Genomic DNA, 22,943 nt, shown 5'->3' with positions numbered 1-22,943 from the left:
GAAACGTGAATCGTCGCTTCGCCGGGCTTTTTTCCGTGCAAACGGTTTTTCTTGATGCTTAGCCTGCTACCATTTGTCACATGATGTTGCAGACGTAGCGCCCTTTTTCGGGACAGACCCTCGTCATCGCGACGCAAAATTCCTCGAGCTGCTCGCAGAAGCGGCTGACTTCTATGCCTGATGAGGTGCCCCCCATGTCTGATCAAGATCGAGACAACCCGCGGCGTGAGTTCTTGCGCAAATCCCTGACCCTGATTCCGGTGGTCACGCTTGCCGGTACCGGCCTGGGCAGCAGCGTGCTGCAAGCCGCACCTGAAAGCACACCGGCGCCGGTCGCAGCAAAACCGGCCGCTGCTGGCGCCGGTGAGTATCAGCCGAGCTTTTTCACCGCTGAAGAATGGGCATTCATCAATGCCGCCGTCGCCCAGTTGATCCCCAACGACGCGCAAGGCCCGGGCGCGCTTGAAGCCGGCGTGCCGGAATACATCGACCGCCAGATGAACACCCCGTACGCCGCCGGTGCCCTGTGGTACATGCAAGGCCCGTTCAATGCCGACGCTGCGCCGGAGATGGGCTGGCAGAGCAAACTGGTGCCTAAAGACATCTATCGCCTCGGCATCGCCGCCACGGATCAGTGGGTAAAAGGTCTGAGCGGTAAAACATTTGCCGAGCAAGACAGCGCTACCCGAGACGATTTGCTCAAGCAACTCGAAGCCGGCAAGCCGCAGTTCGATGCGGTGCCGGCGAAGATTTTCTTCAATCTGCTGCTGCAAAACACCAAGGAAGGTTTCTTCTGCGACCCGATCCACGGTGGCAATAAAGGCATGGTCGGCTGGACCATGATCGGTTTCCCCGGCGCCCGCGCCGATTTCATGGATTGGGTGGAACGCAACGAGCAATACCCCTTCCCGGCAGTGTCGATTCGCGGCGAGAGGGCGTAAGCATGGCAACGGTATTGAAGAAGGTTGATGCAGTCATCGTCGGTTTCGGCTGGACAGGCGCCATCATGGCCAAAGAGCTGACCGAAGCGGGTCTGAACGTGCTGGCGCTGGAGCGCGGGCCGATGCAGGACACCTACCCCGACGGCAACTATCCGCAGGTGATCGACGAACTCACCTACAGCGTGCGGAAAAAGCTCTTTCAGGACATCTCCAAAGAGACGGTGACCATTCGCCACAGCGTCAATGATATCGCCCTGCCCAACCGCCAGTTGGGCGCGTTCCTGCCGGGGAATGGCGTCGGTGGCGCCGGACTGCATTGGTCGGGCGTGCACTTTCGTGTCGACCCGATCGAGTTGCGCATGCGCAGCCACTACGAAGAACGCTACGGCAAAAGCTTCATCCCCAAAGACATGACCATTCAGGATTTCGGCGTCAGCTATGAAGAGCTGGAACCGTTTTTCGACTTCGCGGAAAAAGTCTTCGGCACCTCCGGCCAGGCCTGGACCGTGAAAGGCCAATTGGTCGGTCAGGGCAAGGGCGGCAACCCCTACGCGCCGGACCGTTCCAACCCGTTCCCGCTTGAAGCGCAGAAGAACACCGTATCCGCACAGCTGTTTGGTAAAGCGGCTACAGAGGTGGGCTACAAACCCTACAACCTGCCTTCGGCAAATACCTCTGGGCCGTACACCAATCCCTACGGCGCACAAATGGGGCCGTGCAACTTTTGCGGATTCTGCAGCGGCTACGTCTGCTACATGTATTCCAAGGCCTCGCCGAACGTGAACATTCTGCCGGCGCTCAAGCCCCTGCCGAATTTCGAACTGCGGCCCAACTCCCATGTGCTGCGGGTCAATCTCGACAGCAGTAAGTCGAAAGCCACCGGCGTCACCTACATTGACGGCCAGGGCCGCGAGATCGAGCAGCCGGCGGACCTGGTGATCCTCGGCGCGTTCCAGCTGCACAACGTGCGTCTGATGCTGCTCTCCGGGATCGGCAAACCCTACGACGCGATCAGCGGCGAAGGCGTGGTCGGGCGTAACTTCGCCTACCAGAATATGGCGACCATCAAGGCCTTCTTCGACAAGGACACCCACACCAACAACTTCATCGGCGCTGGCGGCAACGGCGTGGCGGTGGACGATTTCAACGCCGATAACTTCGATCACGGCCCGCACGGCTTTGTCGGTGGCTCGCCGATGTGGGTCAACCAGGCTGGCAGTCGACCGATTGCCGGCACCTCGAACCCGCCGGGCACGCCGGCCTGGGGCAGCGCGTGGAAACGCGCCACCGCCGATTACTACACCCACCAGGTGTCGATGGACGCCCACGGCGCGCACCAGTCCTACCGTGGCAACTACCTCGATCTCGATCCGGTGTACCGCGATGCCTACGGCCTGCCGCTGCTGCGCATGACCTTCGACTGGCAGGAAAACGACATCAAGATGAACCGCTTCATGGTCGAGAAAATGGGCAAGATCGCCCAAGCCATGGGCCCGAAAGCCATTGCGGTGATCGGCAAGCAGGTCGGCGACCACTTCAACACCGCCTCGTACCAGACCACCCACCTCAACGGTGGCGCAATCATGGGTACCGATCCGAAGACCAGCGCGCTGAACCGCTATTTGCAGAGCTGGGACGTGCACAACGTGTTCGTCCCGGGCGCCTCGGCGTTCCCGCAGGGCCTGGGCTACAACCCGACCGGACTGGTGGCGGCGCTGACCTACTGGTCGGCAAAAGCGATCCGCGAGCAATACCTGAAAAACCCCGGCCCGCTGGTGCAGGCTTAAGGAGCGATGACCATGAAAACTTTCGTTATCGCCACCCTCGCCCTGCTCGGCAGCACTGCAATTTATGCGGCCGATGTTGATCAAAATCTGATCAAGCAAGGTGAATACCTCGCCCGCGCCGGTGACTGCGTGGCCTGTCACACCGCCAAGGGCGGCAAGCCGTTCGCCGGCGGCCTGCCGATGGAGACGCCAATCGGCACGATCTACTCGACCAACATCACCCCGGATAAAACCGGCCTGGGCGATTACAGCTTCGAGGACTTCGACCAGGCCGTGCGCCACGGTGTGGCCAAAAACGGCAGCACGTTGTACCCGGCAATGCCTTATCCGTCCTACGCGCGGGTCAACCAGGCCGATATGCAAGCGCTGTATGCGTATTTCATGCACGGCGTCGAACCGGTGGCGCAGGAGAACAAGGCCAGCGACATTCCGTGGCCGTTGAGCATGCGCTGGCCGTTGATGGGCTGGCGCTGGCTGTTCGCGCCGAAGGTCGAGGATTATCAGGCCACGTCGGCCGATCCGGTGATCGATCGTGGCGCATACCTGGTCGAAGGCCTCGGCCACTGCGGCGCCTGTCACACCCCGCGTGCGCTGACCATGCAGGAAAAATCCCTGAGCGCGGCGGACGGCAGCGAATTCCTCGCCGGCAGTGCGCCGCTGGAAGGCTGGATCGCCAAGAGCCTGCGCGGCGATCACAAGGATGGCCTCGGCAGCTGGAGCGAAGAACAACTGGTGCAGTTCCTCAAGACCGGGCGCAGTGATCGCAGCGCAGTGTTCGGCGGCATGAGCGATGTGGTCACCCACAGCATGCAGTACATGAGCGACGCCGACCTCACCGCGATTGCCCGCTATCTCAAATCACTGCCGGCCAATGAACCGGCGGATCAGCCGCATCAGTACGACGAGAAAGTGGCCAAAGCGCTATGGAACGGTGACGACAGCCAACGCGGCGCGTCGGTGTACATCGATAACTGCGCGGCCTGCCACCGTACCGATGGTCATGGCTACACCCGGGTGTTCCCGGCGCTGGCGGGCAATCCGGTGCTGCAGACGGATGACCCGACCTCGCTGATTCATATCGTGCTCAAGGGCGGGACTTTGCCGGCAACACACACCGCGCCATCGACCTTCACCATGCCCGGTTTCGCCTGGCGCCTGTCGGATCAGGAAGTCGCGGATGTGGTGAGTTTCATTCGTGGCAGCTGGGGCAACAAGGGTGCGCCGGTGAAAGCTGCCGATGTTGCCGAGTTGCGTACGGAGGATATGAAGCAGACCTCCGGTGACGATCTGGGCCAAGTGACGCAACACAACTGACCACTCGCCCGACGGCACTAGCCAGATGAGGATCGCCCCGATACTGTGCGCATATACAGTATCGGGGCGTTTTCATGTCTACTCCATTGCCACCTCGCGGTCGCGGCACCGCAACCAACCCGCACAACCGCTTTGCGCCGATTCGTTCGGTGGCCGAGGACGATGGCTGGTATCAGGAAGTGCCAGAGACGCAAAACACCGAAGTGATTATCGAGAAGGCCAAATCGATCATCAGCCGCAACACCTCGCCGGATCTGCCCTTCGACCGTTCGGTAAATCCCTATCGCGGCTGCGAACACGGCTGCATCTATTGCTATGCACGGCCCAGCCACGCCTACTGGGACATGTCGCCGGGCCTGGATTTCGAAACCCGGCTGATAGCCAAGACCAATGCCGCCCAGGTCCTCGAGGAACAACTGAGCAAACCCGGCTATCAATGTGCGCCGATCAATCTTGGTTCCAACACCGACCCGTATCAGCCCATCGAGCGCGAATACAAAATCACCCGTCAGACCCTGGAAGTGCTGCTGCGCTATCGCCACCCGGTGACCATCGTCACCAAAGGTTCGCTGATTCTGCGCGATCTCGATTTGCTCACGGAGCTGGCGCAGCAACGGCTGGTAACGGTGATGATCAGCCTGACCACGCTGGATGATGAACTCAAACGCATCCTCGAACCGCGCGCCGCTGCGCCCAAGGCACGCCTGCGCGCAATTCGGGTCATGCGTGAAGCAGGCATTCCGGTCGGCGTGCTATGTTCGCCGATGATTCCGATGATCAATGACCGCGAAATCGAAAGCCTGCTCACCGAGGCCCATGCTGCCGGTGCGCAAAGCGCCGCCTACATGATGTTGCGCCTGCCGCTGGAAGTGGCGCCGCTGTTCGAGGAGTGGTTGCAGGCGCACTATCCGCAACGTGCCGCCCATGTGCTCAGCCTGATCCGCCAGAGTCGCGGCGGTGAACTCTACGACAGTCGATTCGGCGCGCGGATGCGCGGTGAAGGGCCGTTTGCCGACCTGCTCGCACAAAGATTTGCCAAGGCCATCAAAAAGCTTGGCCTGAACAAACGCGAGGGCTATAACCTCGACTGCTCGGCCTTCTGTCCGCCGGGTCGCCAGATGTCGTTGATTTAGCGACAATTGGCTTTGGGTTGACGGGTTGGAATCCTTCCGCCGAAACACGCCGGTCACGTTTTTTGTGACCTGGAACACACGTTCTAGAGCGTTTGATTCAGTTTCAGTTAAGTTTCGGCGGCTACCTTGTTCATCGAGTGACTGACGGGTCGGGATGACCCGGATGGTTTAAACAGCCACTGGCTTCATACCGGAATACCGGGGAAGACTCCCTGAATCCGCACAAGAGGATGAATCATGAGTGACAAGGATAAACAGTCGTTGGCTGCCTCGGCGCAAAGCCCTGAAGCACAATCCGCCGATGCAGCACTGCGACAGATCGTTGATGGCTTTTTACGCTTTCACCATGACGTTTTTCCGCAGCAGGAAGAACTGTTCAAGAAGCTCGCCACCGCTCAGGCGCCCAAGGCGATGTTCATCACCTGCGCCGACTCGCGCATCGTTCCCGAGCTGATCACCCAAAGCTCGCCGGGCGATCTGTTCGTCACCCGTAACGTCGGCAACGTGGTGCCGCCCTACGGTCAGATGAACGGCGGCGTCTCCACCGCGATCGAATACGCGGTACTGGCGCTGGGCGTGCAGCACATCATCATTTGCGGCCACTCCGATTGCGGCGCCATGCGCGCGGTACTCAACCCCGACAGCCTGGAAAAAATGCCGACGGTCAAAGCCTGGCTGCGCCATGCTGAAGTCGCGAAAACCATGGTGCACGACAACTGCAACTGCACCGACGAAAAAGACAGCATGCCGATCCTCACCGAGGAAAACGTCATCGCCCAACTGCAGCACTTGCGTACCCATCCTTCGGTAGCCTCGCGCATGGCGAACGGTCATCTGTTCATCCATGGCTGGGTCTACAACATCGAAACCAGCGAAATCAAAGCTTACGACGCGGACCAGGGTCGTTTCCTGCCTCTCGACGGCAGCCATCCGATTCCTGTGGCGACGCCCAAAGCGCGCTTCTAAATCTTCCCAACAATCTGTGTGGTATGACGCCGGCCGCTGATTCAGCGGCCCGGCCTCGCCACGCCTGAAGAAAACTTCGGGAGAATCGCCATGCGTGCGGCTCAATTGAAAGCTGTGTTGCCACGGGAGCTGCTCGCCTCCGTGGTTGTGTTTCTGGTCGCCCTGCCACTGTGCATGGGCATCGCGATTGCCTCAGGGCTGCCGCCGGCCAAGGGTCTGATCACCGGCATCATCGGAGGTCTGGTGGTCGGTTGGCTGGCGGGCTCGCCGTTGCAGGTCAGCGGTCCGGCGGCGGGTCTGGCGGTGCTGGTTTTCGAGCTGGTGCGCCAGCATGGCGTCGAGATGCTCGGGCCGATCCTGCTGCTCGCCGGATTTCTGCAACTGGTCGCCGGGCGGCTGAAGCTCGGCTGCTGGTTTCGCGTCACGGCGCCAGCGGTGGTCTACGGCATGCTCGCGGGCATTGGCGTGTTGATTGTGCTCTCGCAAATTCATGTGATGCTCGATGCCAAGCCGCAGCCTTCCGGGCTGGACAACCTCACGGCGTTCCCGGCGGCCGTAGCGCAAGCCTTGCCGTCGTTCGGCTGGCAGGCGGGTCTGCTCGGCTTGTCGACGATTGCGGTGATGTGGCTGTGGGAAAAATTCCGCCCGCATTCGCTGCGCTTCATTCCCGGCGCATTGCTCGGGGTGGGTCTGGCGACGGTGGCGAGCCTGATGCTGGCGTTGCAGGTCAAACGCGTCGAGGTACCGGCGAATCTGGCCGAAGCGATCGATTGGCTCAAGCCGGCCGACCTGATGAGCCTGGCCGACCCGACGCTGCTGATCGCCGCGTTCGCCGTGGCGTTTATCGCCAGTGCCGAAACCCTGCTATCCGCTGCGGCGGTGGATCGCATGCACAGCGGCGTGCGTTCGGACTTCGACCGTGAACTGTCGGCGCAAGGTGTCGGCAACATGCTCTGCGGTCTGGTCGGCGCGCTGCCGATGACCGGGGTGATCGTGCGCAGTTCGGCCAACGTTCAGGCTGGTGCGACCACACGCTACTCGACGATTTTCCATGGCCTGTGGCTGCTGGCATTCGTGCTGTTGCTGTCGAGCGTGCTGCAAAGCATTCCGGTGGCGAGTCTGGCGGGGGTGCTGGTGTATACCGGCTTCAAACTGGTCGACCTGAAAGCTTTCCGTGGTCTGGGTCGGTACGGGCGGATGCCGATGTTCACCTACGCCGCGACGGCGCTGGCGATCATTTTTACTGACCTGCTCACCGGTGTGCTGATCGGTTTCGGCCTGACCATGTTGAAACTGGCATTCAAGGCTTCGCGCTTGAAGATCAGCCTGATCGACCTGCCGCAGGACGGCGAGATGGAATTGCGTCTGGTCGGTGCGGCGACGTTCCTCAAAGTACCGGCGCTGACCCAGGTGCTGGGCAGCATTCCCCACGGCACGACGGTGCACGTGCCGCTGAACAACCTGAGCTACATCGACCATTCGTGTCTCGAGTTGCTTGAGGAATGGGGCCGGGCGAATGCGGCGAAGGGGTCGAAGCTGTTGATCGAATCGCGCGGGTTGAAGCGCAGGCTGGAAGGCCGGGTGCGGACCAATACCGGGATTGGTGCGGCGGGTTAGAAGTCGACCTCAAAACGCAAACCCTGTGGGAGCGAGCCTGCTCGCGAAAGCGGTGTATCAGCCAACAGAGATGTTGAATGATCGACCGCATTCGCGAGCAGGCTCGCTCCCACATTGCATCTAGGGTGTATGAGGGTTACGCAGCAGGCTGATCCAGCTCAAGCCCCACACCCAACCGGCGGCTCATGCACGGCCAGCGTTTCCACGCCGCGCCAGTGTCCGGACTGCTGAGTTTTTCGCGATAGGCTTCGACCGACTCCAAAGCAAAACTCTCTTCGTTGAGCATCTCGTCGATCGCATGATGCACCGCTTCATCCAGTTGGTTGGCGAATTCCTCACCGATCAATTGGTGAGCAATCAGGTTGGCGACCGTCATGTCCAAGGGGATCAATGGCTGGCCGAAATGCTTGATGTACAGGTCGTTGACCTCTTCGACAAAGCGGTGTGCCAGATAGGCTTCGTCGAGCAGGCTGTCCAGGCCGACGTGTCCGGCCATGATCGCCGGCGGCTGGAGGAAATACTGCTCGGCGATTTTCAGCACAGGTTTGATCTGCGATTCGATTCCCGCTTCCCTGGCGACTTCATTGGCTGCATCCAGCAGGTCCGGTACTTCATCGATGTAGGCGGCGACAAAACGCGTCAGCACGCCCTGGGCGTCGGCTTCCGGCAACTGGATCGCCGGGTGCAGGTGAGGCAGCTTGCTTTCCAGCTGACGGGTCAGCAGGCCGGTGTCTTTTTCGTGCTGTTGGGCTTTTTGGATCTGCTCGCGCAATGCGGCGGTGTTCATGAAAACTCCAGGAAACAAGGCAATGAAATAGGGAAGACATAACTTAGCTGGCTTACGAAAAACGCTAAGACGCATTTGTCATAATTATTTCATCCTTGATGCAGCTGCGTTATATCCATTCGCCACCACTCGTCTGCATCCTTCTCCATTCGGGCACTTGAACGCAAGCGCCGGGTGTTTCAGCTCATTTACGTGCCCGGGTTGCAATTCCCGGGCGCTGTCTATACTCGCCAATGAATGGAGTTAGCTGATGACGCCCGACTGCACCCGCAGCAAGGCCCGGCGATTCAAGTTCGTAGTCTGATGCAGCCGCTCCCTTGCCGCAGGCGATACGCCGGCGGGATAACAAGAACGATAAGGGGAACCCGCAATGATGCGACATCCACATGTCTGGATGGGCCTCCTGTTGTGGTCGATTTTCAGCCCGGCCAACGCGGCCTGGACTGTGAATATGGCGCCTGGAGCGACTGAAATCAGTCACGCAGTATTCGACCTGCACATGACCATTTTCTGGATCTGTGTGGTGATCGGGATCATCGTCTTCGGCGCCATGTTCTGGTCGATGATGGTGCACCGCCGCTCCACTGGCCAGGTCGCGGCCAAATTCCACGAAAGCACCGGCGTCGAGATCATGTGGACCATCGTGCCGCTGCTGATCCTGGTGGCCATGGCCGTCCCCGCCACCGCGACGCTGATCAAGATGTACGACACCAGCGAGCCGGACATCGATATCCAGATCACCGGTTATCAGTGGAAGTGGCACTACAAATACCTGGGCCAGGACGTCGAGTTCTTCAGCAACCTGGCCACCCCCGCCGAACAGATTCACAACAAAGAAGCCAAGGGCGAGCACTACCTGCTCGAAGTCGACAAGCCGCTGGTGCTGCCGATCGGCGCCAAGGTGCGCTTTCTGGTGACCTCGGCCGACGTCATTCACTCATGGTGGGTGCCGGCGTTTGCGGTCAAGCGCGATGCGATTCCGGGGTTCGTCAATGAGGCCTGGACACGCATCGACAAGCCTGGCCTCTACCGTGGCCAGTGCGCCGAATTGTGCGGCAAGGATCACGGCTTCATGCCGATCGTGGTCGAGGTCAAGGAACAGGCCGACTACGAAAAATGGCTCGCCGAGCGCAAGGCCGAAGCCGCACAGCTCAAAGAGCTGACCAGCAAAGAATGGACCCTCGACGAGCTCAAGGAGCGCGGCGACAAGGTTTACCACACCACTTGCGTGGCCTGTCACCAGGCCGAAGGCCAAGGCCTGCCGCCGATGTTCCCGGCACTCAAGGGCTCGAAAATCGCTACCGGGCCGATCAAGGATCACCTGAGCATCGTCTACCACGGCAAACCCGGCACTGCCATGGCGGCGTTCGGCAAACAGCTGTCGGAAGTCGATATCGCAGCGGTCGTGACTTACGAACGTAACGCCTGGGGCAACAACAAGGGCGACATGGTCACGCCAAAAGAAGTGCTGGAGCTGAAACAGGCGGAAAGCAAATGAGCCGGTCAATTGCGTATTCAGTGAACCGGTCGGGGCAGCGCGCCCTGGCCTGCCCCGTCCACTTTCGTGAAGGAGACCGGCCATGAGCGCTGTCATCGATGACCACGGTCACGCCGACCACGCCCACGGCCCCGCCAAAGGCCTGATGCGCTGGGTGCTGACCACCAACCACAAGGACATCGGCACGCTGTACCTGTGGTTTGCCTTCTGCATGTTCCTGCTCGGCGGCTCGTTCGCCATGGTCATTCGCGCCGAGCTGTTCCAGCCCGGCCTGCAGATCGTGCAGCCGGAATTCTTCAACCAGATGACCACCATGCACGGTCTGGTCATGGTGTTCGGTGCGGTGATGCCGGCCTTCGTCGGTCTCGCCAACTGGATGATTCCGCTGATGGTCGGTGCGCCGGACATGGCCCTGCCCCGGATGAACAACTTCAGCTTCTGGCTGTTGCCGGCGGCGTTTCTGCTGCTGGTCTCGACGCTGTTCACCCCGGGCGGCGGACCGAATTTCGGCTGGACCTTCTACGCGCCGCTGTCCACCACTTACGCACCGGAGAGCGTGACGTTCTTCATCTTCGCCATCCACTTGATGGGCATCAGTTCGATCATGGGCGCGATCAACGTGGTCGCGACCATCCTCAACCTGCGCGCCCCCGGCATGACCCTGATGAAAATGCCGCTGTTCGTCTGGACCTGGCTGATCACCGCGTTTCTGCTGATCGCAGTGATGCCGGTGCTGGCCGGCTGCGTGACGATGATGCTCATGGATATTCACTTCGGCACCAGTTTCTTCAGTGCTGCCGGCGGCGGTGACCCGGTGCTGTTCCAGCATGTATTCTGGTTCTTCGGCCACCCCGAGGTGTACATCATGATCCTGCCGGCGTTCGGCGCGGTCAGCCAGATCATCCCGACCTTCGCGCGCAAGCCGCTGTTCGGCTACACCTCGATGGTCTACGCCACGGCGAGCATCGCGTTCCTGTCGTTCATCGTCTGGGCGCACCACATGTTCGTGGTCGGCATCCCGCTGGTGGGCGAGCTGTTCTTCATGTACGCGACCATGCTGATCGCCGTGCCGACGGGTGTGAAAGTGTTCAACTGGGCGAGCACCATGTGGCAGGGCTCGATGACCTTCGAGACGCCGATGCTGTTTGCCGTGGCGTTCGTCATCCTGTTCTCGATTGGCGGTTTCTCCGGGCTGATGCTGGCGATCGCCCCGGCGGACTTCCAGTATCAGGACACCTACTTTGTCGTCGCGCACTTCCACTATGTGCTGGTACCGGGGGCGATCTTCGGCATCTTCGCCTCGGCCTATTACTGGCTGCCGAAGTGGACCGGGCACATGTACGACGAAACCCTCGGCAAGCTGCACTTCTGGCTGTCGTTCGTCGGCATGAACCTGACCTTCTTCCCGATGCACTTCGTGGGTCTTGCGGGGATGCCGCGACGGATTCCGGACTACAACCTGCAGTTCGCCGATTTCAACATGGTCTCGTCGATCGGCGCATTCATGTTCGGCGCCACGCAGATCTTCTTCCTGTTCATCGTCATCAAGACCATCCGTGGCGGCGCACCGGCCCCGGCGAAACCGTGGGACGGTGCTGAAGGGCTGGAGTGGAGCGTGCCGTCGCCAGCGCCGTACCACACCTTCACCACGCCGCCGGAAGTGAAATGAACACCTGCTGTTTTTTGCAATGTGTGCAGAGGCACAGATCCCCAGTGGATGCTCACAGATCTCCTGTGGATGTACACAGATCCCTTGTGGGGAGGGGATTTATCCCCGTTGGGCTGCGCAGCAGCCCCAAAACCTGCAATCGAAATTCATCAGGTAGACCGTGTGCGCTGGATTCAGGGCCGCTTTGCAGCCCAACGGGGATAAATCCCCTCACCACAAAGGTGTTGCCGGGCAAAGGTGATCACCGGGGAGGCATGAATCATGGCTGACTCGATCTCGCTGAAGAAACTCGTCACCCGCCTGCTGCTGGTGGTGGTGGCGATGTTTGTCTTCGGCTTCGCCCTGGTGCCGATCTACGACGTGATGTGCAAAGCCTTCGGCATCAACGGCAAGACCGGCGGCCAGTATGCGGGCGAGCAAGTGGTCGACACCTCGCGCCAGGTGCGCGTGCAGTTCTTGTCGACCAACACCGCCGACATGCCGTGGGACTTTTACCCGAAACACGACGAGATGACCGCCAATCCCGGCGCGGTGAACGAGATGGTCTTCATCGCGCGCAATCCCACCGACAAACCGATGAGCGCGCAAGCGGTGCCGAGCATCGCGCCGAGCAACGCGGCGGCGTTTTTCCACAAGACCGAATGCTTTTGCTTTACCCAGCAGGTGCTGCAACCCGGCGAACAGATCGAGATGCCGGTGCGTTTCATCGTTGACCGCGACATGCCCAAGGAAGTGAAGCACCTGACGCTGTCCTACACGCTGTTCGATATCACCGCCCGACATCCGCCGGTGGCTGTTAACACTGGCGGTTGAGCGTGGCCGATAAGGAGAACAATAAATGGCAACTCATGAGCATTATTACGTCCCGGCCCAGAGCAAATGGCCGATCATCGCCACGCTCGGGATGTTCGTCACCGTGTACGGCCTCGCCACCTGGTTCAACGATCTCAAGGCCGCACGCCCGGATTCCCACGGCCCACTGATCTTTTTCGTCGGCGGCCTGCTGCTGGCGTACATGTTGTTCGGCTGGTTCGGTGCGGTGATCAAGGAAAGTCGCGCGGGGTTGTACAGCCCACAACTGGACCGTTCGTTCCGCTGGGGCATGAGCTGGTTCATCTTTTCCGAGGTGATGTTTTTCGTCGCCTTCTTCGGCGCGCTGTTCTATATCCGCGTCGTGTCCGCACCCGGGCTGGCCGGCGAAGGCAGCAAGGGCCTGTCGGAAATGCTCTGGCCGAACTTCGAATATGTCTGGCCGTTGCTGAACAACCCCGACCCGAAACTGTTCCCCCCACCCAAGGATGTCATCAGTCCTTGGGGCCTGCCGCTGCTCAACACGATCCTGCTGGTCAGCTCCAGCGTGACCATCACCATCGCCCACCATGCGCTGAAGAAAGGCCATCGCGGCGCACTGAAACTGTGGCTGGCGATTACCGTACTGCTGGGCATCGCGTTCCTCGGTTTCCAGGCCGAGGAATACATCCACGCCTACCAAGAGCTGGGGCTGACCCTCGGCTCGGGCATCTACGGCGCGACGTTCTTCATGCTTACCGGCTTCCACGGCGCCCACGTGACCATCGGCACGATCATCCTGTTCGTGATGCTGATGCGCATCATGAAGGGCCACTTCGACAACGAGCACCATTTCGGTTTCGAAGCGGCGAGCTGGTACTGGCACTTCGTCGACGTCGTGTGGATCGGTTTGTTCTTCTTCGTCTATGTGCTCTGAAAACAGCTGCAAGTGGCGAGCTGCAAGCTTCAAGTCAAAGCGGGATGGCCTCTAACTTGTAGCTTGCCGCTTGAAGCTTGCCGCTCGCGCCTACCACGGCGCATGGGACACCAGCTGGCCGCTGTAGAAACCCCAGGCCATCAGGCCGACGGTGACCACGGCCAGTGCCACCCGAACACTCAGGGCGATGACCAGGCGATTGGAGCTGCTGTCGTCCTTGACCAGGAAAAACAGGCCGCTGAACAGGCTGACGACCGTGGCAATCAGCATCAGGACGATCGCTGCTTTGTACATGGCAAGACTCCGGGGGACAGGCGATGCAATTGAGTATAGCGATCGCGATCACTGACTTTATGGCGCGCCCATGAAGCGCTTTCGCCCGGGCGTGATTCCCACCGTGGCAGTCGCCCTGTTGTTGCCACTGATGGTTGCGCTGGGCTTCTGGCAGCTGGGCCGGGGCGCGGAGAAAACCGCGCTGCTGGCCAGTTATGCCGAACGTCGCGTGGCCGAACCGATGGACAGCAGTGAACTGCTCGGCAACGCCGACCCGGCCTACCGGCGCGTGAGACTGCACGGCCAGTTCGACCCAGCCCACACGCTGTTGCTGGACAACCGCCAGCGTGGCGGCAAGGTCGGCGTTGAAGTGCTGCAACCGTTTCAGGATCAACGCAGCGGCCTGTGGCTGCTGGTCAATCGCGGCTGGATGCCATGGCCCGACCGGCGCGTGCCGCCGCAATTCAGCACACCCGCCGAGACGCTGACGCTCGACGCCTGGGTCTACGTCGCCCCCGGCGCAACGTTCCAGTTGCACGCCGATCCGGCCAGCAATGTCTGGCCGCAAATCATCACCGCCGTCGAGCCGGGCAAATTGTGGCAAACCCTGGAGCGCGACGGCTTCGCCTACGAATTGCGCGCCGAACCTGGCCCGGCCAGCTACCAGACCGATTGGCCGGTGGTCGCGATGGGCCCGGAAAAACACCTCGGCTATGCCGTGCAATGGTTCGCCATGGCCACGGCGTTGCTCGGACTCTACCTCTATTTGGGCTGGCACAACGCAAAGGAGAAACGCCATGGGAAGCGCCATGAATCCACCCAGCATGTCTGAGGCCAAACCCGTTCCCAGCCGCCGGCGCGGGCGCATTCAGTTGTTGCTGATCGTGCTTGGCGTGGTCGGGCCGATGCTGCTCGCCACCGGCATGTACAAATTGCAGTTCTGGGTGCCGGAAGGACGCAGCTATCACGGCGAACTGATCGGCGACGGCCAGACCCGCGCCGACCTTGGCGTGCAGGCCGATGAGCAGCGCTGGCAGATTCTGGTCACGGCGCCGAAGGACTGCGCTGTCGATTGCCAGCAACTGGTTTATCTGGCGCGGCAGATCCAGATCAGCCTCGGCCGCGAAGCCGGGCGCGCCAGCCACGCGCTCGCCGCCGCGCAACCACTGAGCGCCGAGTACGCCGCCAAGCTCGATCGCGAATATCCGCAGTTGCAGCGCTATCCGCTGGATGCCGGCGTATTTACCAGGACCACCGGCGACAAAGCCGTGCCGCAGCTGTGGATCGTCGACCCGCACGGCAATCTGGTGCTGCGTTACGAGCCGAATGTGAAGGGCAAGGATCTGCTTAACGACCTGCGGCATCTGCTGGAACTGTCGAACATCGGATAAGGGCATCGTCATGGCCAAACCTGGATTTCGCCTCGCGCTGTTTGCCACCCTGCTGGCACTGATTGTGGTGTTGCTCGGCGCCTATACGCGCCTGACCCACGCCGGCCTCGGCTGCCCCGACTGGCCAGGCTGCTACGGCTTTATCAGCGTGCCGAAAAGCGAGGCGCAACTGGCCCATGCCGAACTGCATTTCCCTGACGCGCCGGTGGAAGCGCACAAGGGCTGGAACGAGATGATTCACCGCTACTTCGCCGGCACCCTCGGTTTGCTCATTTCAGTTTTGGCCGGGCGTGCCTGGGTCAATCGGCGCCATCCGGGCCAGCCGGTAAAGCTGCCGCTGTTTCTGCTGGCGGTGGTCATCGCTCAGGCGGCGTTCGGCATGTGGACGGTGACGCTCAAACTCTGGCCGCAAGTAGTCACCGGACATTTGCTCGGCGGCTTTGCCACGTTGAGTCTGCTGTTTCTGCTGACGCTGAGATTGTCCGGCGTGCTGCCGGCGCTGACCGTGCCCAAGCGCCTGCAATATTGGGCGACGGCGGGCCTGTTGCTGGTGATCGGCCAGATCGCCTTGGGCGGCTGGGTCAGTTCCAACTACGCAGCGGTGGCCTGCATCGACTTCCCCACCTGCCACGGCCAGTGGCTGCCGCCAGCGGACTTCGCCAATGGTTTCCACCTGACTCAGCACATCGGCCCGAATTATCTCGGCGGACAACTGGATAGCGACGCGCGCACGGCGATTCACCTGACCCACCGCATCGGCGCTTTGCTGGTGACGGTCGTGCTGCTCGGTCTGGCCTGGCAATTGAAAGCGGTGGGCATGACCCGACTGGCCGGTTTGCTGCTGATCGCCCTCGCCGCGCAAATCACCCTAGGCATCAGCAACGTACTGTTTCATCTGCCGCTGCCGGTGGCCGTCGCGCATAACGCTGGCGGTGCGGCGTTATTGCTGACGCTGGTGCTGGTCAATTATCACGCGCGCACCAGCCTGCTGCGGGTGAGCCAACCGGTGCTGGCGCGCTGGCGCTTGAGTGCGCACAAACCTGCCGTCGCGCCCATCGCATTGAAAGGAGAAACGCCATGGCGAGTCTGATCGGCCAGCGTGCAGCGCAAGCGCTGTGGCGCGATTATCTGGAGCTGACCAAACCGAAAGTCGTGGTGCTGATGCTGATCACCTCACTGGTCGGCATGTTCCTCGCTACCCGCGCCGGCGTGCCGTGGACAGTGCTGGTGTTTGGCAATCTGGGCATTGCCTTGTGCGCCGGCGGCGCGGCGGCGGTCAATCATGTGGTCGACCGGCGTATCGATGCGGTGATGGCGCGTACGCACAAGCGGCCGCTGGCCGAAGGTCGGGTTTCACCGGTGGCGGCGCTGACCTTCGCCCTGGTGCTGGCGTTGCTCGGCCAGGCGCTGCTGCTGACCTTCACCAATCAATTGACTGCGTGGCTGACCCTCGCCTCGCTGCTCGGTTATGCGGTGGTCTACACCGGTTTTCTCAAACGCGCGACGCCGCAGAACATCGTCATCGGTGGCCTCGCCGGTGCCGCGCCACCGCTGCTGGGCTGGACCGCCGCCACCGGCCATGTCAGCGCCGAACCGCTGTTGCTGGTGCTGATCATCTTCGCCTGGACTCCGCCACATTTCTGGGCGCTGGCGATTCATCGCAAGGAGGAATACGCCAAGGCCGACATTCCGATGCTGCCGGTGACCCATGGCGAGCACTACACCAAAGTGCACATTCTGCTGTACACCTTTGCGCTGCTGGCGGTGAGCCTGCTGCCGTACGTGATTCACATGAGCGGCGTGCTGTATCTGGTCTGCGCGCTGGGGTTGGGCGCGAGGTTTCTGCAATGGGCCGTGGTGCTGTACCGTGGCAGTCGGCCGCACGCGGCGATCAACACCTTCAAGTACTCTATCTGGTACTTGTTCCTGTTGTTCATCGCCCTGCTCGTAGACCACTACTTACTGTTGAACCTATGACCCGAACCCAGAAAACCGTCTTCATCCTCGTCGCCGTGATCGCGCTGATCCTCGGGCTTACCGTGAATAAAGTGCTGAACGGCAAAGGCCAGGGCGATCCGACTGCGCTGATCGACGCCGGCATTATCCTGCTGCCGCAGAGCCGCAACCTGCCGGACGTGACCATGACCGATCAGGACGGCAAACCAGTTGCCATCGACGAGTTGAAAGGCAAGTGGAGTCTGTTGTTCTTCGGTTATACCTTCTGCCCGGACATCTGCCCGACCACCCTGGCGCAACTGCGGCAGATCAAGAGTGAATTGCCGAAAGAGGCTGTGGATAAATTGCAGATCGTGCTGGTCAGCGTTGACCCCAACCGCGACACGCCGAAGCAGTTGAAACAGTACCTGGGCTACTTCGATCCGCAGTTCATCGGCCTGACGCCGACCTCGATTGAAGAGCTGCAGAAGGTCGCGAACGCGGTGAGTATTCCGTTTATTCCGGCGGACACCAGCAAGCCGAATTACACCGTCGACCATAGCGGCAATCTCGCGGTGATTGGTCCGGACGGCACGCAGCGCGGGTTTATTCGGGCGCCGCTGAACAACGCCAAACTGGTGTCGCAGTTGCCGGTGATGCTTAACCGCAAGTAAGTCACCACTGGAAGCAACGAGAACCCTTTGTGGCGAGGGGATTTATCCCCGTTGGGCTGCGAAGCGGCCCCAAACCTGCAACTGCGTTGTATCAGGAATACCGTGTGCAATGATATTGCGACTGCTGCGCAGTCGAACGGGGATAAATCCCCTCGCCACGAATGCGGTGCGGTATTCATGCAATGAAAAAGGGGCGCATCAGATGCGCCCCTTTTCATTGCAGCAACCTTAATCAGAACGCCGGCAACACCGCGCCTTTGTACTTCTCGGTAATGAACTGCTTCACTTCCGGGCTGTGCAGTGCAGCCGCCAGTTTCTTCATCGCGTCGCTGTCCTTGTTGTCCGCGCGGGACACGAGGATGTTCACGTATGGCGAGTCGTTGCCTTCGATCACCAGCGCATCCTTGGACGGATCAAGCTTGGCTTCCAGCGCGTAGTTGGTGTTGATCAGCGCCAGATCGACCTGAGTCAGAACGCGCGGGATGGTCGCGGCTTCCAGTTCACGGAATTTCAGGTCTTTCGGGTTTTGCTCGATGTCTTTGAGGGTCGACAGAATGTTGCTCGGATCCTTCAAAGTGATCACGCCAGCCTTGGCCAGCAGCAACAGCGCACGGCCGCCGTTGGTGGCGTCGTTCGGGATCACCACGTTGGCACCACCGGGCAGGTCCTTCAGATCCTTGAGCTTGCTCGAATAAGCACCCAGCGGCTCCAGGTGCACGCCGGTCACGGCAACGAGGCTGGTGCCCTTGGCCTTGTTGAACTCATCGAGGTACGGCTGGTGCTGGAAGAAGTTGGCGTCCAGACGCTTTTCCGCGACCTGTACGTTCGGCTGAATGTAGTCGGTGAAGACCTTGACCTTCAGATCCACGCCTTCCTTGGCCAGGGCCGGTTTGACGAACTCGAGGATTTCCGCGTGCGGCACCGGGGTGGCGGCAACGGTCAGGGTCTCGGCGTGGGCCGAAAACGCCGCAACAGCGGCGAAAGCAGCGATCAGTTTTTTCATTCAGCTAACTCCTTGTGAGGGCGCCCGCCAGCGAATGGCCCGCGCCTCTTGATTAAAAAACCGCTTATTTGCGCGAGAAATGCACGACCAGGCGGTCGCCAACCATTTGCAGCACTTGCACCAGAATCAACAGCAGCACCACGGTGACGATCATCACGTCAGTCTGGAAACGCTGGTAGCCGAAACGGATCGCCAAGTCGCCCAGACCACCGGCGCCGACCACACCGGCCATCGCCGTGTAGGACACCAGTGTAATCGCTGTCACCGTAATCGCTGCGAAGATGCCCGGACGGGCTTCCGGCAGCAAGGCGTTCATGATGATCTGCCGCGTGGTCGCGCCCATCGACTGGGTCGCTTCGATGATGCCGCGATCGACTTCGCGCAGCGCGGTTTCCACCAGACGCGCGAAGAACGGCGTAGCGCCCACCACCAGAGGCGGGATCGCCCCGGCCACACCCAGCGAGGTGCCGGTGATCAGCACGGTGAACGGGATCATCACGATCAGCAGAATGATGAACGGCAGCGAACGCAAAATGTTCACCACCAGCGACAGCACGGCGTAGAGGCCACGGTTTTCCAGCAACTGACGCGGGCTGCAGAGAAACAGCAGCACGCCCAGCGGCAGGCCGAGCAGCACGGTGAACAGCAGCGAACCGCCGAGCATCAGCATGGTGTCGCCAGTCGCCAGCCAGATTTCGTACCAGTCGATATTGGCGAAGAAACTCATCAGGTCAGCCATTAGCGCAACACCTCCATGTGAACGTCAGCGGCGGTGAAGCGGGCAAACGCCGCCTCCATGTCGCCACCGGTGACAGCGAGGGTCAGTTGCCCGTACGGAATGTCTTTGATGCGGTCGATGCGACCGGCAAGGATGCTGTAGTCGACGCCGGTTTCCCGCGCGACGGTACCGAGCAACGGCGCATAGGTCGCTTCGCCCTGGAAGGTCAGACGCACGATACGCCCCGGCACGTGGGCGAAATCGTCACGCTGCTCGCTCTCGTCGATCTGCTCGCTTTCCTGGACGAAACGCTTGGTGGTCGGGTGCTGCGGATGCAGGAACACATCGGCCACCGGACCCTGCTCGACGATCACGCCGGCGTCCATCACCGCGACCTGATCGCAGACGCGCCGGATCACGTCCATTTCGTGGGTGATCAGGACAATGGTCAGTTTCAGCTCGCGATTGATTTCTGCCAGCAGTTGCAGGACCGATGCGGTGGTCTGCGGGTCGAGGGCGCTGGTGGCCTCGTCGCACAGCAGAATCTTCGGCTTGGTCGCCAGCGCACGGGCGATGCCGACGCGTTGCTTCTGGCCGCCGGACAATTGCGCCGGGTACTTTTTCGCATGGTCGGACAGACCGACCCGCGCCAGCAGCTCGGCCACCCGTTGATTGATTTCACTGCTCGACAGCTCACCCGCCAGGGTCAGCGGCAGGGCCACGTTGTCGGCGACAGTCTTGGAGGCGAGCAAGTTGAAGTGCTGGAAGATCATCCCGACCTGCTGGCGGAAACGGCGCAGGCCGTTGGCGTCCAGTGCGGTGACTTCTTCGCCGTCGACGATGATCTTGCCGCCACTGGAGTCTTCCAGGCGATTGATCAGACGCAGCAGGGTACTTTTGCCCGCACCGGAATGGCCAATCAGGCCGAACACCTGACCGTTCTCGATGGCGAGACTGGTCGGGTGCAGCGCGGGAATATCCTTACCGGCGACGCGGTAAGTCTTGTGGACGTTTTGAAACTCGATCACGTAGCGAACCTTGTGGGGCGCGTTGGAAAAGGATCAGCGGTTAGCCGGGCGCGCATTTTAGCCTGTCCGTATAGAGGTTCTTAGCATTTATTTCGCAATTAACCTTCAATTTGGCAATAACGCGATCAAAGGTCAGATAAACGGAACGGCTGAAACGCTCATCAGTCACTAAGTAAGCGACTTGAAACCCTGGGTGCCGTGCCCGGGAATCACTCAAGGGTCTGCGGAAGGCATCCGGGGCCAAACGAGGAGTTTACGTCTGATGAGCATCAAAAAGCCTGCACCCGATAAAAGCGAGATGGCCGGAACCGATACCCCGGATCGCGCCAACACCAACGCCAAGCTCGACAGCCTGGAAGAATTCCGTTCCGACGCCACCGGTCAGGCACTGCGCACCAATCAGGGCGTGAAGATCGCCGACAACCAGAACACCCTCAAAGCCGGGCCACGCGGACCGTCGCTTCTGGAAGACTTCATCATGCGTGAAAAGATCACGCACTTTGACCATGAGCGCATTCCGGAGCGCATCGTCCATGCGCGTGGTACCGGCGCCCACGGTTTCTTTCAGACCTACGAGAACCATGCAGCGCTGACCAAGGCCGGTTTCCTACAGGATCCGGGCAAGAAAACCCCAGTGTTCGTGCGCTTTTCCACGGTGCAGGGGCCACGGGGTTCCGGCGATACCGTGCGTGACGTGCGCGGCTTTGCGGTGAAATTCTTTACCGATGAAGGCAACTTCGACCTGGTCGGCAACAACATGCCGGTGTTCTTCATTCAGGACGCGATCAAGTTCCCGGACTTCGTCCACGCGGTGAAACCCGAGCCGCACAACGAAATCCCCACCGGCGGCTCGGCGCACGACACGTTCTGGGATTTCGTCTCGCTGGTGCCGGAATCGGCGCACATGGTGATCTGGGCGATGTCCGACCGGGCCATCCCGAAAAGCCTGCGCAGCATGCAGGGCTTCGGCGTACACACCTTCCGCCTGATCAACGCCGAGGGCAAATCACGCTTCGTCAAATTCCACTGGCGCCCTACCGCCGGCACCTGCTCGCTGGTGTGGGACGAGGCGCAGAAGCTCGCCGGTAAAGACACCGACTACCATCGTCGCGACCTGTGGGAAGCGATCGAGATGGGCGACTACCCGGAGTGGGAACTGGGCGTACAGATCGTCGAAGAAGAGAACGAACACGACTTTGATTTCGACATCCTCGACCCGACCAAGATCATCCCCGAAGAAATTGTCCCGATTACGCCGCTGGGCAAAATGACCCTGAACCGCAACCCGGACAACTTCTTCGCGGAAACCGAGCAGGTCGCTTTCTGCCCTGGCCACATCGTGCCAGGCATCGACTTCTCCAATGACCCGCTGCTGCAAGGTCGATTGTTCTCCTACACCGACACGCAGATCAGCCGACTCGGCGGGCCGAACTTCCATGAGCTGCCGATCAACCGTCCGGTGGCGCCGTTCCACAACGGCCAGCGTGACGCACAGCACCGCACCACCATCGATAAGGGTCGTGCCTCGTACGAGCCAAACTCGATCGACGGCGGCTGGCCGAAAGAAACCCCGCCGGCGGCACAGGACGGTGGTTTCGAGAGCTACCCGGAGCGCATCGACGCCGCGAAGATCCGTCAGCGCAGCGAATCGTTCAGCGATCACTTCTCCCAGGCCCGCTTGTTCTTCAACAGCATGAGCGACCACGAGAAAGAGCACATCATCGCTGCCTACAGCTTCGAGCTGGGCAAGGTCGAGCGTGAGTTCATTCGTGCCCGTGAAGTGAACGAGATCCTTGCCAATATCGACCTGACCCTAGCCAAACGCGTGGCGGAAAACCTTGGTTTGCCGGCGCCAGCCCAAGGCACGATCGAAGTGCGCAAGACCTCGCTGGAGCAGTCGCCAGCGCTGAGCCAGGCCAACCTGCTACCGGGCAATATCAAGACGCGCAAGGTGGCAATCCTTGCTGCCAATGGTGTTGATGCTGCGGCCATCGATGCGATGAAGAAAGCGCTGGAAGCCGAGGGCGCCCACGCGAAACTGCTAGGCCCGACCTCGGCGCCAGTCAAGACCGCTGACGGCAAGACATTGCCGGTGGATGCGTCGATGGAAGGCATGCCTTCAATTGCGTTCGATGCGGTGTTCGTACCGGGTGGCGCGGCGTCGATTACCGCGTTGAGCGGTGACGGCGTGGCGCTGCATTATCTGCTGGAGGCCTACAAGCACCTGAAGGCGATCGCGCTGCACGGCGAGGCCAAGCAGTTGCAGGACTTGCTGAAGCTCGACGCGGATTCGGGGCTGTTGCAGGGCGCGGATGTGGGTGCGTTGACCAAACCGTTCTTCGCCGCGATTGGCGAGCATCGGGTTTGGGCGCGCGAGCCTAAGGCCAAGGCGATTCCGGCTTAAGATCTTTATTGGTTGAGAGGACGCTTTCGCGAGCAGGCTCGCTCCCACAGGTACGCTGTTGCACCTGTGGGAGCGAGCC

General features: G+C 60.8%; 21 protein-coding genes. 16 read left to right on the top strand and 5 right to left on the bottom strand.

What is annotated here, in order from left to right; genetic code table 11:
• Window positions 1-194: 194 nt before the first annotated feature.
• From AC0IXA_RS10250 to AC0IXA_RS10225, 6 genes are all read left to right on the top strand, one after another.
• Window positions 195-941: a gluconate 2-dehydrogenase subunit 3 family protein gene (locus AC0IXA_RS10250; RefSeq protein ID WP_471812891.1), complete on the top strand. Its 747-nt coding sequence runs from the start codon at window positions 195-197 to the stop codon at window positions 939-941.
• 2 nt (window positions 942-943) lie between these two features.
• Window positions 944-2,728 (top strand): GMC family oxidoreductase, encoded by a 1,785-nt coding sequence (locus tag AC0IXA_RS10245; RefSeq protein ID WP_471812889.1) that lies wholly within the window; start codon window positions 944-946, stop codon window positions 2,726-2,728.
• A gap of 12 nt (window positions 2,729-2,740) precedes the next feature.
• Window positions 2,741-4,042, top strand: coding sequence for a c-type cytochrome (locus AC0IXA_RS10240; RefSeq protein ID WP_471812887.1), 1,302 nt, complete (start codon window positions 2,741-2,743; stop codon window positions 4,040-4,042).
• Window positions 4,043-4,116: 74 nt separating this feature from the next.
• Window positions 4,117-5,175 (top strand): PA0069 family radical SAM protein, encoded by a 1,059-nt coding sequence (locus tag AC0IXA_RS10235; RefSeq protein ID WP_471812885.1) that lies wholly within the window; start codon window positions 4,117-4,119, stop codon window positions 5,173-5,175.
• A gap of 237 nt (window positions 5,176-5,412) precedes the next feature.
• Entirely contained in the window at window positions 5,413-6,141 is a 729-nt protein-coding gene (locus AC0IXA_RS10230; RefSeq protein ID WP_016772323.1) for a carbonic anhydrase, read from the top strand.
• 90 nt (window positions 6,142-6,231) lie between these two features.
• Complete coding sequence (locus tag AC0IXA_RS10225) at window positions 6,232-7,758, top strand: SulP family inorganic anion transporter (protein ID WP_071173969.1); 1,527 nt, start codon at window positions 6,232-6,234, stop codon at window positions 7,756-7,758.
• A 136-nt stretch (window positions 7,759-7,894) separates the two neighbouring features.
• Here AC0IXA_RS10225 and AC0IXA_RS10220 read toward each other — a convergent pair whose 3' ends face one another.
• The gene (locus AC0IXA_RS10220; protein WP_024015006.1) at window positions 7,895-8,545 is read right to left on the bottom strand and encodes a hypothetical protein; all 651 of its coding nucleotides are present in this window, start codon (window positions 8,543-8,545) and stop codon (window positions 7,895-7,897) included.
• A 370-nt stretch (window positions 8,546-8,915) separates the two neighbouring features.
• On the opposite strand from AC0IXA_RS10220, the gene coxB reads away from it, so the two are divergent.
• The 4 genes from coxB (at window position 8,916) to AC0IXA_RS10200 (ending at window position 13,438) form a co-directional block, all read left to right on the top strand.
• Window positions 8,916-10,043: a cytochrome c oxidase subunit II gene (gene coxB / locus AC0IXA_RS10215; RefSeq protein WP_016772326.1), complete on the top strand. Its 1,128-nt coding sequence runs from the start codon at window positions 8,916-8,918 to the stop codon at window positions 10,041-10,043.
• A gap of 82 nt (window positions 10,044-10,125) precedes the next feature.
• Window positions 10,126-11,712 (top strand): cytochrome c oxidase subunit I, encoded by a 1,587-nt coding sequence (ctaD, locus tag AC0IXA_RS10210; RefSeq protein WP_016772327.1) that lies wholly within the window; start codon window positions 10,126-10,128, stop codon window positions 11,710-11,712.
• Between the two features lie 261 nt (window positions 11,713-11,973).
• Complete coding sequence (locus AC0IXA_RS10205; protein ID WP_076564848.1) at window positions 11,974-12,525, top strand: cytochrome c oxidase assembly protein; 552 nt, start codon at window positions 11,974-11,976, stop codon at window positions 12,523-12,525.
• A 25-nt stretch (window positions 12,526-12,550) separates the two neighbouring features.
• Window positions 12,551-13,438, top strand: a complete 888-nt coding sequence (locus tag AC0IXA_RS10200; protein WP_471812881.1) for a cytochrome c oxidase subunit 3 — start codon at window positions 12,551-12,553, stop codon at window positions 13,436-13,438.
• 90 nt (window positions 13,439-13,528) lie between these two features.
• Here the strand turns inward: AC0IXA_RS10200 and AC0IXA_RS10195 are convergent, their stop codons facing one another.
• Window positions 13,529-13,732: a twin transmembrane helix small protein gene (locus AC0IXA_RS10195; RefSeq protein WP_471812879.1), complete on the bottom strand. Its 204-nt coding sequence runs from the start codon at window positions 13,730-13,732 to the stop codon at window positions 13,529-13,531.
• Window positions 13,733-13,802: 70 nt separating this feature from the next.
• Between AC0IXA_RS10195 and AC0IXA_RS10190 the strand changes: the two genes are divergently transcribed.
• Genes AC0IXA_RS10190 through AC0IXA_RS10170 form a run of 5 tightly spaced genes read left to right on the top strand, consistent with a single transcriptional unit; the run spans window position 13,803 to window position 17,711 of the window.
• Window positions 13,803-14,543, top strand: coding sequence for an SURF1 family protein (locus AC0IXA_RS10190; protein WP_471812877.1), 741 nt, complete (start codon window positions 13,803-13,805; stop codon window positions 14,541-14,543).
• Window positions 14,509-15,102, top strand: coding sequence for a hypothetical protein (locus tag AC0IXA_RS10185; RefSeq protein ID WP_471812875.1), 594 nt, complete (start codon window positions 14,509-14,511; stop codon window positions 15,100-15,102). Before AC0IXA_RS10190 ends, AC0IXA_RS10185 begins: the two co-directional genes overlap by 35 nt.
• Window positions 15,103-15,112: 10 nt before the next feature.
• Window positions 15,113-16,192: a COX15/CtaA family protein gene (locus AC0IXA_RS10180; protein ID WP_039757117.1), complete on the top strand. Its 1,080-nt coding sequence runs from the start codon at window positions 15,113-15,115 to the stop codon at window positions 16,190-16,192.
• Complete coding sequence (gene cyoE / locus AC0IXA_RS10175) at window positions 16,180-17,079, top strand: heme o synthase (RefSeq protein WP_471812873.1); 900 nt, start codon at window positions 16,180-16,182, stop codon at window positions 17,077-17,079. Before AC0IXA_RS10180 ends, cyoE begins: the two co-directional genes overlap by 13 nt.
• Window positions 17,076-17,711 (top strand): SCO family protein, encoded by a 636-nt coding sequence (locus tag AC0IXA_RS10170; protein WP_341638270.1) that lies wholly within the window; start codon window positions 17,076-17,078, stop codon window positions 17,709-17,711. Before cyoE ends, AC0IXA_RS10170 begins: the two co-directional genes overlap by 4 nt.
• Before the next feature lie 232 nt (window positions 17,712-17,943).
• Here the strand turns inward: AC0IXA_RS10170 and AC0IXA_RS10165 are convergent, their stop codons facing one another.
• The 3 genes from AC0IXA_RS10165 to AC0IXA_RS10155 form a co-directional block, all read right to left on the bottom strand.
• Entirely contained in the window at window positions 17,944-18,714 is a 771-nt protein-coding gene (locus AC0IXA_RS10165; RefSeq protein ID WP_039757123.1) for a MetQ/NlpA family ABC transporter substrate-binding protein, read from the bottom strand.
• Window positions 18,715-18,778: 64 nt separating this feature from the next.
• Window positions 18,779-19,453, bottom strand: a complete 675-nt coding sequence (locus AC0IXA_RS10160; protein WP_016772337.1) for a methionine ABC transporter permease — start codon at window positions 19,451-19,453, stop codon at window positions 18,779-18,781.
• On the bottom strand, window positions 19,453-20,460 hold the full coding sequence (locus tag AC0IXA_RS10155) for a methionine ABC transporter ATP-binding protein (RefSeq protein ID WP_016772338.1): 1,008 nt from the start codon (window positions 20,458-20,460) through the stop codon (window positions 19,453-19,455). Before AC0IXA_RS10155 ends, AC0IXA_RS10160 begins: the two co-directional genes overlap by 1 nt.
• A gap of 262 nt (window positions 20,461-20,722) precedes the next feature.
• Between AC0IXA_RS10155 and katE the strand changes: the two genes are divergently transcribed.
• Window positions 20,723-22,864 carry a catalase HPII gene (gene katE, locus AC0IXA_RS10150; RefSeq protein ID WP_471812870.1) on the top strand — a complete coding sequence of 714 codons (2,142 nt, stop codon included), beginning with the start codon at window positions 20,723-20,725 and terminating at the stop codon, window positions 22,862-22,864.
• The last annotated feature ends 79 nt before the right edge of the window (window positions 22,865-22,943 follow it).

The sequence above is a fragment of the Pseudomonas sp. AC083 genome, assembly GCF_979253165.1.
This window is presented reverse-complemented; position numbering and strand designations above follow the sequence as displayed.

Bases quoted from the DNA above. Each gene is read 5' to 3' on its own strand.
- katE (WP_471812870.1), top strand. From the start codon at position 20,723: ATGAGCATCAAAAAGCCTGCACCCGATAAAAGCGAGATGGCCGGAACC.
- AC0IXA_RS10200 (WP_471812881.1), top strand. From the start codon at position 12,551: ATGGCAACTCATGAGCATTATTACGTCCCGGCCCAGAGCAAATGGCCG.
- AC0IXA_RS10185 (WP_471812875.1), top strand. From the start codon at position 14,509: ATGGGAAGCGCCATGAATCCACCCAGCATGTCTGAGGCCAAACCCGTT.
- AC0IXA_RS10230 (WP_016772323.1), top strand. From the start codon at position 5,413: ATGAGTGACAAGGATAAACAGTCGTTGGCTGCCTCGGCGCAAAGCCCT.
- AC0IXA_RS10205 (WP_076564848.1), top strand. From the start codon at position 11,974: ATGGCTGACTCGATCTCGCTGAAGAAACTCGTCACCCGCCTGCTGCTG.
- AC0IXA_RS10240 (WP_471812887.1), top strand. From the start codon at position 2,741: ATGAAAACTTTCGTTATCGCCACCCTCGCCCTGCTCGGCAGCACTGCA.
- AC0IXA_RS10160 (WP_016772337.1), bottom strand. From the start codon at position 19,453: ATGGCTGACCTGATGAGTTTCTTCGCCAATATCGACTGGTACGAAATC.
- AC0IXA_RS10250 (WP_471812891.1), top strand. From the start codon at position 195: ATGTCTGATCAAGATCGAGACAACCCGCGGCGTGAGTTCTTGCGCAAA.
- AC0IXA_RS10170 (WP_341638270.1), top strand. From the start codon at position 17,076: ATGACCCGAACCCAGAAAACCGTCTTCATCCTCGTCGCCGTGATCGCG.
- cyoE (WP_471812873.1), top strand. From the start codon at position 16,180: ATGGCGAGTCTGATCGGCCAGCGTGCAGCGCAAGCGCTGTGGCGCGAT.
- AC0IXA_RS10235 (WP_471812885.1), top strand. From the start codon at position 4,117: ATGTCTACTCCATTGCCACCTCGCGGTCGCGGCACCGCAACCAACCCG.
- AC0IXA_RS10245 (WP_471812889.1), top strand. From the start codon at position 944: ATGGCAACGGTATTGAAGAAGGTTGATGCAGTCATCGTCGGTTTCGGC.
- AC0IXA_RS10165 (WP_039757123.1), bottom strand. From the start codon at position 18,714: ATGAAAAAACTGATCGCTGCTTTCGCCGCTGTTGCGGCGTTTTCGGCC.
- AC0IXA_RS10190 (WP_471812877.1), top strand. From the start codon at position 13,803: ATGAAGCGCTTTCGCCCGGGCGTGATTCCCACCGTGGCAGTCGCCCTG.
- coxB (WP_016772326.1), top strand. From the start codon at position 8,916: ATGATGCGACATCCACATGTCTGGATGGGCCTCCTGTTGTGGTCGATT.
- AC0IXA_RS10220 (WP_024015006.1), bottom strand. From the start codon at position 8,545: ATGAACACCGCCGCATTGCGCGAGCAGATCCAAAAAGCCCAACAGCAC.
- AC0IXA_RS10195 (WP_471812879.1), bottom strand. From the start codon at position 13,732: ATGTACAAAGCAGCGATCGTCCTGATGCTGATTGCCACGGTCGTCAGC.
- ctaD (WP_016772327.1), top strand. From the start codon at position 10,126: ATGAGCGCTGTCATCGATGACCACGGTCACGCCGACCACGCCCACGGC.
- AC0IXA_RS10225 (WP_071173969.1), top strand. From the start codon at position 6,232: ATGCGTGCGGCTCAATTGAAAGCTGTGTTGCCACGGGAGCTGCTCGCC.
- AC0IXA_RS10180 (WP_039757117.1), top strand. From the start codon at position 15,113: ATGGCCAAACCTGGATTTCGCCTCGCGCTGTTTGCCACCCTGCTGGCA.